This is a genomic window from uncultured Campylobacter sp. (genome assembly GCF_905371695.1).
In the GTDB taxonomy this organism is placed as follows: domain Bacteria; phylum Campylobacterota; class Campylobacteria; order Campylobacterales; family Campylobacteraceae; genus Campylobacter_A.
This window is the reverse complement of the sequence record NZ_CAJPMA010000066.1, coordinates 1-9,613: the sequence shown is the minus strand read 5'-3', so window position 1 is coordinate 9,613 and position 9,613 is coordinate 1. Positions and strand designations below refer to the sequence as shown.

The window sequence follows — 9,613 nt, the reverse complement described above, 5'->3', positions numbered from 1 at the left end:
CTATCATCATCACGGGACCGTAGATTAAAAATCCTATCGCCACTAAGCAAGCGTAGTCGACCCACTCGTTGCCGGCGGGATTTTTCCAATAAATAAAAATCGCGACTAGAACGCCCGCTAAAAAGATTAGCATAGGCGGCGCTCGGTGTCCTTTAAAAACCTTATCGCTTAGGTATCCGCTGGCTAGCATACCGAAAATTCCGGCGTATTCGTACATAAAATACGCCCAGCTTTGTTTATCTACCGTGAAGTGTTTAACCTCTTTTAGATACGTCGGGGCCCAGTCGATGATGCCGTAGCGGATGAAATAAACGAAGATGTTGGCAAACGCGATCGCCCAAAGGAATTTATTGTTTAGGATATATTTTGCGAAAATCTCCGTCGCGCTTAGCTCGTGAGCGGATTTCGTCTGATGCGCGCGCTTTTCGCCTTTATACTCTTCGACGGGCGGTAGGCCTTCTGATTCCGGCGTATCGTGCATTAATTTATACATTACTACCGCCGCTAGCAGCGCGATGACGGCGGGTAGGTAAAATAGCGATTGCCACGCGCCGAATACCGCAAGACCTAGTAGCGCTAGCGGCCCGATAAGCCCGCCGCCTAAGTTGTGAGAGATGTTCCACCAGCTCCACCAAACGCCGCGCTCGGAGGTGCTAAACCAGTTAGTCATAGTTTTAGCGCCAGGCGGATAGCCCATGCCTTGAAACCAGCCGTTTAGCGCGCCCAGTACGATCATCGCCGCGATGCTGGTAAAAACTCCTGGCACTAGGCCGAAAATTAGCGTTACGGCGGCGGAGCCTAATAGGCCCGCTACGATAAAATATTTAGGATTTGAGCGGTCCGAGACGTTACCCATTACGAATTTGGAAATACCGTAAGCAAGTCCTAGCACCGACATTACGATACCAAGATCTGCTTTCGTGTAGCCGTAGCTTGCGTATTCGCCCGCTTTATCGGTTAGATAAGGTATCGCCAAGGGGAAGTTTTTACGTAGTAAATAGTACGCCGCATAGCCGATAAATACGCCGAAAAATACTTGCCAGCGTAGCTTTTTGTAGTATGCATCCACCTCGCCTTGGGGCACCTTTTGCTCGCTAGGCGCTGATGCCTTTAAGAATTTAAACATTCTTTTCCTTTTGTGAAAAAAATTGAAAAAATGCGCCATTTTAGCATAAAATTTTAAAATCTACGCGCGCTAAATTTACTTAAACGAGCCGTTTTGATTGCCATTTACGGCTCTTCCATCGCCACGTATTTACTAGTCCGCGAACCCATTCGTCGGCGGTAAATCCTATCCAAACGCCTAAAATTCCCATCTCGCACGTAATGCCTAAAAAATACCCCAGCGGCAAGCTAAGTCCCCACATAAAGGCAAATCCAGTCATCAGCGGAAATTTTGCGTCGCCGCTTGCGCGCAGAGCGTTTACGATGACGATATTAAACGTCCTTCCAGCCTCTAAAACGATAGATAGCGTAAAAAGCGGCAGCATGATTTCTTTAAGCGTGGGCGTTAAATTTAGCGCGTCCATTATCTTAAATTTGCAAAAATACGCGACTAGTACGACGCAAAGCGAGGCCAAAACGCCCAGTTTTAATGCGCGGAAGGTGCGCGAATACGCCTCGTCAAATCTCATCGCTCCGACTAAATGCCCCACGATGACTTCGTTTGCTACGCTGATGCTAGCTCCGCACATTAAGATTAAAAGCGTGATCTGAAAATAAACCGTTTGCACGTTTAGGCTAGACTCGCCCATGCTCGCTACAAAGCCGAAAGCCACCATATACTGCGCCATCCATAGTAAATTTTCGCCGGCGCTTGGAAGCCCCACCGACAAAATCTTGCGTAAAATTTTAAAAGGCAGCGTAAAAAGCATTTTTAGATAAATTCGCACCTTAGCTACGCGGATTAATATAAAAAATAGCACGATAACGCCTACGAATCGCCCCGTCATCGTGCTAACGGCTACTCCGTAAAGTCCGTAATTAGGTAGTCCAGCCCAGCCGAAAAGCGCGATAGAGTTGCCTAAAAGCGTGATAAAATTCATTAAAAGCGAGACGAACATGACCGCGGCCGCGAAGTTATAAACGCGAAGTACGGCCGCAAGTACCATGCCTACGCCGTCGAAAAATAGCGCAAACCCTAACATATGAAGATAATCGTAGCTTTCTTTCATAAGAGCGCTCGGTACGCGTAAAATTTCAAGTATAAAGTGTCCGTAAAAATAGATGAAAATCGCCATTATAAAGCCGAAAATCGCGTTAAAAGTTAAGCTGGCATGCACGACGCGTAGGGCTAAATTTTTATTTCGCGCGCCCAGAGCTTGCGCTACTACTACTGAGCAGCCTACGCTTAAAAAGTTAAAGATCGTCATAAATAAATCCATGACTTGATTGCCCGCGCCCATAGCGCCCACTAAATGGACGCTGACCTTAGTCACCATGTAGGTATTTATGATGAGCGTAACAAAGTGCAAAAACATATCCAAAAATATCGGTATCGTAAGCTTTTTTAGGCTTAGATTTTGAGCGTGCGACATAAAATTTCCTTCAAAAAAGCGCGATTTTAGCGAAAATTTTATTATTTTTCGCTTGGGATCCTGCTTTAAGGCGCGCTCGTTAAGAAAGCTCAAAGCGATAAAAAGAGATAATCAAAACAAAAAGGCTTTTTATGCATAAACACGGATTTACTTCGCGCTGGGCGTTTATCATCGCCTGTATCGGTTCCGCGGTCGGCATGGCAAACGTTTGGGGCTTTCCTTACAAAGTCGGCGCGAACGGCGGCGGCGCGTTTTTGATAATTTATTTGCTATTCGTCGCGCTTTTCGCTTACGTCGGACTTTCGGCGGAGTACGCCATAGGTAGGCGCGCTAGAACCGGCACGCTAGGCTCTTACGAATACGCCTTTTCTACGCGCGGCTGGGGTAAAGTCGGTAAAATTTTAGGCTACGTGCCGCTTGCGGGCTCGATGTGTATCGCCATCGGCTACGCCGTCATCATCGCTTACGTTTTAAAGGCTTTGTTTCAGGCGATCACGGGCTCGCTAATGAGCGTGGATACCAATACTTGGTTTGAAGGCTTTGCTTTAAGCGACTACTCCGTCGTGCCCTATCACGTAATCGTCGTCGCAGGCACGCTTCTTACGCTATTTTTCGGCGCGCACAGTATCGAGCGGACTAATAAAATAATGATGCCGCTATTTTTCGCGCTTTTTATTATTTTAGCCGTCCGCGTCGCGTTTTTAGACGGCGCTTTTGAAGGGTATAATTTTTTGCTTCGCGCCGATTTTGCCAAGCTAGACGATCCGATGACGTGGATTACGGCGATGGGGCAGGCGTTTTTCTCTCTTTCTATTACGGGTTCGGGTATGATCGTTTACGGCGCTTATTTATCAAAAGACGAAGACGTGGTAGATAGTGCTAAAAAAACGGCGATATTCGATACGTTAGCGGCCTTCGTGGCGGCGCTCGTAATGATACCGGCGGTCTTTGCTTACTCTATGGACCCGGCCGCGGGACCTAAGCTGCTTTTCGTAACGCTGCCTAAAATTTTACAAGATATGCCGGGCGGGCAAATTTTTGCAATTATTTTATTTACGGCGGTGATTTTCGGCGGGATTAGCTCGCTGCAAAATATGTTTGAAGCAGTCGCCGAGTCGATATTGCATAAATTTCCAAATTTACGTCGCTCGCACGTTCTTTTGGGCCTTTGCGCGGTGTGTCTGGGCATAGGCGTAAATATGGAGATGATTTCTAGCTGGGGGCCTTGGATGGATTTAGTTAGCATTTACATTATACCTATCGGCGCGGTGATAGGGGCGGTATCGTGGTTTTGGATTATTAAAAAAGACGAGATCATGGACGAGATAAATACGGGTGCCGATAAAAAGCAAGGCGCGTTTTGGTATTTTACGGGCAGATACGTCTACGTCCCGCTAGCGCTCGCGCTTTGCATCATCGCGCTTAGCAAACACATCGCGTTTTAGCGGTTAAAATTTTAAAAAAGCGGGAATATGGCACTAATAGATTTAATAGAAGTAAGCAAAAAATTCGGGCCTAACGAAATTTTAAACGAAGTAAGTTTTAGCGTAAACGAGCGCGAGAGGATCGCCATAGTAGGTAAAAACGGAGGCGGCAAAAGCACGATAATGAAGCTGCTTTGCGGCGTTTACGAGCCCGACGCCGGACGCGTGATTACGCAAAATAATATTAGCGTGCAGATGCTGGCGCAAGCGCCTAAATTCGACGAAATTTTAACTGTGCGCGAAGCGATGAGCCGCGAGCTATCCGAAATTTTCGCCGCCAGAGAGGAGTATGCCGCCGTGCTTGAAAAGCTAGCGCGCGAGCCCGAGAATCGCGAACTGCACGCGCGCCAAGACGAGCTAGCCAAATTTATCGACGCCAAAGATGGCTGGGATATCGAGCGAAAGATCGAGCAGGTTTTGGAGTTTTTTAGCCTTAAAGAGTTTGAAAATCGCCCCGTAGGCTCTCTTAGCGGGGGCGAGATACGCCGCGTAGCGCTGGGCGCGCTCATACTTAAAAAGCCCGACGTCTTGCTGCTTGACGAGCCGACGAACCACCTTGACGTTTATATGGTGAGATTTTTGGAAAATATGCTTAAAAACTCGCGTCAAACGATAGTTTTTATCAGTCACGACCGCTACTTTATCGACGCTTTGGCTACGCGCACGGTGGAGATCGAGGACGCTAAAATTTCAAGCTTCGAGGGCGGTTACGTAAATTATCTAGCCAAAAAGCAAGAAATTTTAGCAAGTCTGGCTAAATCTCACGAAACGCTGCTAAAACAGCTAAAAAGCGAGGAGGAGTGGCTGCGCCGCGGCGTCAAAGCGCGTCTAAAACGCAATGAAGGGCGCAAAGAGCGAGTGCTAGCCATGCGCGAAGAGGCTAAGAAAAATCCTGGCGTAATACGACGCGTAAGGCTTGAGCTTGAACGCGCGAGTAAAAATTTTAACCAAACGCAAAGCGTAAACCGTAAAAAAATGCTGTTCGAGTTTAAAAATTTAGGCGAAAATTTAGGCGGCAAGCAGCTATTTTCAGGATTTGACGCGCGAATTTTGCAAGGCGAGCGCATCGCGATAGTCGGGCGAAACGGCAGCGGTAAAAGCACCTTGCTTAAAATTTTGCTCGGGCAAATAAAGCCTAGCTGCGGCGAAATTAAGCGCGGAGACGTAAAAATCGGCTATTTTGATCAGATGCGAAGCAGTCTAAGCGACGATAAAAGCCTAATAGAAGTCTTTTGCCCAAACGGCGGCGATCACGTCGCGGTACGCGGCCGAAATATGCACGTCTACGGTTATCTTAAAAATTTCCTATTTCCGAAAGAATTCCTCGATAAACCCGTCGGCGTATTAAGCGGCGGCGAGAAAAACCGCCTGGCTCTTGCTATGCTTTTTACGCAAAGTTACGACGCGCTCGTGTTAGACGAGCCCACGAACGACCTTGATATCGCGACGATTAATATTTTAGAGGATTATTTGCAAAGCTTTGAAGGCGCGATAATTTTCGTCAGCCACGACCGCTATTTCGTCGATAAGATCGCGACTAAGCTATGGGCTTTTGAAGGCGGCAAAATCGAGGTCGTGCATCAAGAATACAGCGTCTATTTAGACTTAAAAGACGAGCTTGGCGAAATAGACGCGTTCGAGCGCGAAAATTTAGCGCGCGAAAAGCAGGGCGAGCAAAAGCAAAAGAGCAAAACCGGCGCTAAGCTTAGCTACAAGCAAAGTAAAATTTTAGAAAACCATCCAGCGATTATCGATGAGTTAAGCGCCGAAATTTCGCGTCTAAACGTGGATTTAAGCGATCCTAAAATTTATCAAGAAATAGGCATCGCTAAAATTTACGAACGCCTAGAAGCAGCCAAAAGCGAGCTTGAAAAGCTTGAAAACGAATACTTTGAAGTGCTTGAAATCGCCGAAAATTTGGAATAAATTTTGAAAAATTCGGCCGAGATAGGCGGTATTAACGCGCTGAATTTATACGCGACAAAGAGAAGCGAGGCGCTTGCTGTTAGCTTTGAAATTAGCGGCGCGGCGGCTAAAATTTTAAAGCGTTTCGGCGTTAAATTTTAGACTTAAAATCGGAGAGGATTTGAAAATTTTAACCAAAACGGGTAGGGCGGAGTTCGTGAAATCAAAAGCGCTAAATCAAGGCGAGAGCGTCGTTTGTTTCGAGATCGGCGGAGTAAAATTTACAGAGGCGCTTTTGACGGATCAAGTCCGGCTTAAAGATGGCGACGCGCTTTACGTAGAGTACGAAACAAACGGCGTTTCAAATAAAATCCTCTGCCTTGAAAAGCTAAGCGGCAGCAAGAGTTACGCCGTATTTTTTGCGTTTTGGTCGGTTTTAGGCATATATTTCGCCTGCTGGCTAGCTTCGGGGCTACTTAACGGCTCGATAAATTTTAACGGGCCAGACGGGCTTTTAGGTCTGCTTTTTCTTGCGCCCACCGCGATTTTATCGCTAAAAAGGGCAGCGGATAAGCTTAAAATTTTAAGGCTTTTGCGAGAAAGCGAGCGGCGATTTGAAGAATAGAAATTTACCGCTTCTTTGCGCAGTTGCGCTTTTTGCCGTACTTTTTACGGTATTTTTTATGGTTTATATCGCTAGCTACGAGGAGGAGGGCGAATTTACCCAGATAGGCGGCAGCGAATTTTACGCGACGCCGCAGGGCAAAATTTACGCGCTAATCCCAAGCGGAGGCAAATTTGAGCTAAAAGGCGTGCGGGCGGATAAATTTAGGGTTCTTGCGTCAGGCGGTTATCGCGGGCGAAACGTCGGTGCTGACGAAAGCGCCGTCTACTGCGGCAATCTAGCTATGAGCGGGCTTGATCCCACGCGCGCTAGGGCGATTGGAAACGGATATTTCACGGACGGCCGGGTTAGTTATTTTTGCAGCGACGCAGGCGAGAGAAACTGCGAGCTAGGAGCTTTTGCCGAGGCGGTTCAAACCGCGACGTACGCGATACTGGGCGCTGATAAACCGCAAAGCTATATTTATAAAATAAAGCGCGTTTTAGGCGTAAATTTGACCCCGGTTTTGGGTTTTGGCTTTACGGCGGGAAGCGCGAGCCAAGGCGGCAAATTTAGCGAAAATAGCGACGCGGACGATAAAAAAGGCGTCCGAGACGGAGCGCAAATCAGCGGCGATAAAGGTGGCAAAAAAGCTTATTTCGAGGGCGAGGAGTTAGAGGGCGCGGACGCGGACGGGCTAAGATACGTGAGGGACGCGCGCGGTCGAACTAGCGATCTTTACGTCACGGACGGGCGAAACGTCTATTTTAAAAGCTCGCGACTCGCGGTTAAATTTACCCCTGAGCTGCGCGAGGCTGCGTATTTTGGCGGCGTGCGCTATCTTTTAGGGCCCGTTAGCGGCGTGGTTTATGCGGACGGGAATGAGTTTGCGCCCGAATTTGTGCCTTATTCGCTACCGTTTGGCGTCTTTGACGCGCACGCCTATCACTTGCTTTTTCGCGGCAAGGATGGGATTTATTTTTGGGAGAGTAAAAATGACGGCGAAAGCGGCGAGCTAAAACGCGCGGCGGCGGATCCGTTTACGGGTGAAATTTCGCCGCTTGCTGGTAGCGTTTTTGTTAGCGGCGCCCAGACTTATTTCGTACAGAGCCGCGAAATTTGGAGCCGCGGCAAAAGCGGCAGGCGGCTAAGCTCGCGCCGTACGGAGCTTTTTAGGCTTGAAACTAGCGAGCGGTGGCGCAAAATAGGCCTTGTGCGCAACGGCGTATACGGCGCGGTTTACGCAAACGGCGATAAAATTTACTATTTTGACGCGCTTGGGACGCAGCAGGGGATTAGCGCTAGCGTTTACGAGATCGCAGACGTTGCCGCCATAGAGGCCTTGACGCGGCCGTATGATCCGAGCGGGCAAAACATAAGCGGCGCGGACATCCGTAAGATGACAAAAGAGGAGCGGCTCGTGCCGGCGCGAGGCGAGCTCGTTTTTGAGGCGGTTACTTATTACGAAAGCGGCGAGACCTATCTTTTTTGGGGAGTCGCCGCGACTATGCTTTTGATAGCGAGCGCGGTAGGAGCGGTAAGGGCTAGAAAACGCGACGCGTTTTGACCGATTTTAGGCTACTTGGCGCGATAAATTTAGGCTTCTCTTGCACTCGCCGCGATTTACGACCGAAACGTCCATCGGCGGTTTAATTTAGCGCCTTTAAAGACGTGAATTTAGCCTGCGTCGCTTTGCCATAGGCACCGTACGTTATCTGAGTAACTTGCACGCCGTTTTTTAAAAAAGCTAGCGGCCGGTTTGTAAACCGTCAAGAAGGTTAAAAATTTAAGCTGATTAAAGCCCTCAAGGCTTATGCGGGCTAATGCAAAAAGTCGCCCTTCACGCCAAGTGGTTTAAATTTAACGCCTTAAAGGTGCGAATTTAGTCTGTGTCGCCTTGGCACAAAGAGCGCGTTTTAGCGCGCAGGACTAAAGCTTAGCTAAAAACTCCGCGTATTTTTCCGCGCTTTTGGCGATGTACTGGGCATCTGCGTGAAACGAAAATCCGTATCCAAAATGCCGCGCTTCCAGTTTTGCTCCGGTGAAATTCATAGCGCATTTAAATGGCGCTATAACCTCGTCCATGCTAAGCCCGACCGCGCCGCCTTTTTCGTAGCTTTTAGGCTCGTCGCCGATAGTGATTGCTAGCGCAAACTTCTTGCCTTTTAGCTTGCCGCCTGTGCTGCCGTAGGCCCAGCCGTATGCGAATACGTCGTCGAACCACTGCTTTAAAAGCGGCGGATAGCTGTACCAATAAAGCGGAAATTACAGTACGATTTTGTCGTGATTTAGGATCAGCTCCTGCTCGCGCGCGACGTCGATTTTGCCGCTAGGGTAGGCGGCGTAAATCTCGTGGACGTCGAATTTGTCCGCCTGTTTTTTGGCCGCCTCGCGCCACGCTTTGTTGGCGTTTGAGCTTGCCATATTAGGATGCGCGATAATGATAAGATTTTTCATATTTTCTCCTTTGAAATTTAAAATTATACGTCTTAAAGCTAAAATTTGCGGTTAAATTCGAGCTAAATTTTCAAGGCTAAATTTTGCGAAATAGTTTTACGGCTTTCGTTTAGGCTAAAAGTTGCGTTGTTTTTGACCGCGAACGTCGGCGGCGTCGTTAAATTTGTGCCAAAAAATACGGCGCGAGCGGATTTCGTCGTAGACGCGGTCTTTTTTAGACAATGATGAGCTAACCGCATTAAGCAAGCCTACGAATTTCTCTTAAAACGAAATTTAATCCCCGTTTTGCTAAAATCCGCTCTTTAAAAAGGAAATTTTATGAAAGCTAGAAAAACTTGGAGTTCGAAGGTAACGTATATTTTGGCGGTCGCGGGCGCGACCGTGGGCTTTGGCGCGACGTGGCGCTATCTCGCATCGAGGTAGATAAGCCGACCGTCATACTTTATATCACATTTGGTATCGTTTTTATCGTCGCGATCATCTTTGGAGTTACAAAATCTAGAAGCGCAAAAAGAGACTACATATAAATTTAGTGTAAATTTTTTCAAAACGCCTTTTTGCAGTGGTTTACTCCTTAAATTTAGCCAAAAATTTAAGGAGTAAATTTGACCTATTTACTCTTTTTT

General features: G+C 47.7%; 7 protein-coding genes and 2 pseudogenes. 6 read left to right on the top strand and 3 right to left on the bottom strand.

The features are described from left to right. On the bottom strand, positions 1–1,126 hold a 1,126-nt coding region (locus QZ147_RS06675), incomplete at its 3' end, for an MFS transporter (RefSeq protein WP_295148477.1). A gap of 79 nt (positions 1,127–1,205) precedes the next feature. Then, a complete protein-coding gene (locus QZ147_RS06670) occupies positions 1,206–2,537 on the bottom strand; it encodes an MATE family efflux transporter (RefSeq protein WP_295148475.1) in 1,332 nt (443 codons plus the stop codon). 131 nt (positions 2,538–2,668) lie between these two features. Between QZ147_RS06670 and QZ147_RS06665 the strand changes: the two genes are divergently transcribed. From QZ147_RS06665 to QZ147_RS06645, 5 genes are read left to right on the top strand one after another with little or no spacing between them, the layout of a single operon-like run. After that, positions 2,669–3,982, top strand: coding sequence for a sodium-dependent transporter (locus QZ147_RS06665; protein WP_295148473.1), 1,314 nt, complete (start codon positions 2,669–2,671; stop codon positions 3,980–3,982). Positions 3,983–4,009: 27 nt separating this feature from the next. Further along, positions 4,010–5,947, top strand: a complete 1,938-nt coding sequence (gene abc-f, locus QZ147_RS06660) for a ribosomal protection-like ABC-F family protein (RefSeq protein WP_295148471.1) — start codon at positions 4,010–4,012, stop codon at positions 5,945–5,947. A gap of 3 nt (positions 5,948–5,950) precedes the next feature. After that, positions 5,951–6,088, top strand: coding sequence for a hypothetical protein (locus QZ147_RS06655; protein WP_295148469.1), 138 nt, complete (start codon positions 5,951–5,953; stop codon positions 6,086–6,088). A gap of 19 nt (positions 6,089–6,107) precedes the next feature. Next, a complete protein-coding gene (locus tag QZ147_RS06650) occupies positions 6,108–6,551 on the top strand; it encodes a hypothetical protein (RefSeq protein WP_295148466.1) in 444 nt (147 codons plus the stop codon). Further along, positions 6,541–8,097 (top strand): DKNYY domain-containing protein, encoded by a 1,557-nt coding sequence (locus QZ147_RS06645; protein ID WP_295148463.1) that lies wholly within the window; start codon positions 6,541–6,543, stop codon positions 8,095–8,097. Before QZ147_RS06650 ends, QZ147_RS06645 begins: the two co-directional genes overlap by 11 nt. Before the next feature lie 362 nt (positions 8,098–8,459). Here QZ147_RS06645 and QZ147_RS06640 read toward each other — a convergent pair. Further along, positions 8,460–8,987: pseudogene (locus QZ147_RS06640) on the bottom strand (NAD(P)H-dependent oxidoreductase). A gap of 318 nt (positions 8,988–9,305) precedes the next feature. Here QZ147_RS06640 and QZ147_RS06635 point away from each other — a divergent pair. After that, a pseudogene (locus QZ147_RS06635) lies at positions 9,306–9,392 on the top strand (hypothetical protein); the annotation flags it as partial. Positions 9,393–9,613 lie beyond the last annotated feature (221 nt).

Excerpts from the sequence above, each read along its gene's own strand:
- QZ147_RS06665 (WP_295148473.1), top strand. The coding sequence starts at position 2,669 with ATGCATAAACACGGATTTACTTCGCGCTGGGCGTTTATCATCGCCTGT.
- abc-f (WP_295148471.1), top strand. The coding sequence starts at position 4,010 with ATGGCACTAATAGATTTAATAGAAGTAAGCAAAAAATTCGGGCCTAAC.
- QZ147_RS06670 (WP_295148475.1), bottom strand. The coding sequence starts at position 2,537 with ATGTCGCACGCTCAAAATCTAAGCCTAAAAAAGCTTACGATACCGATA.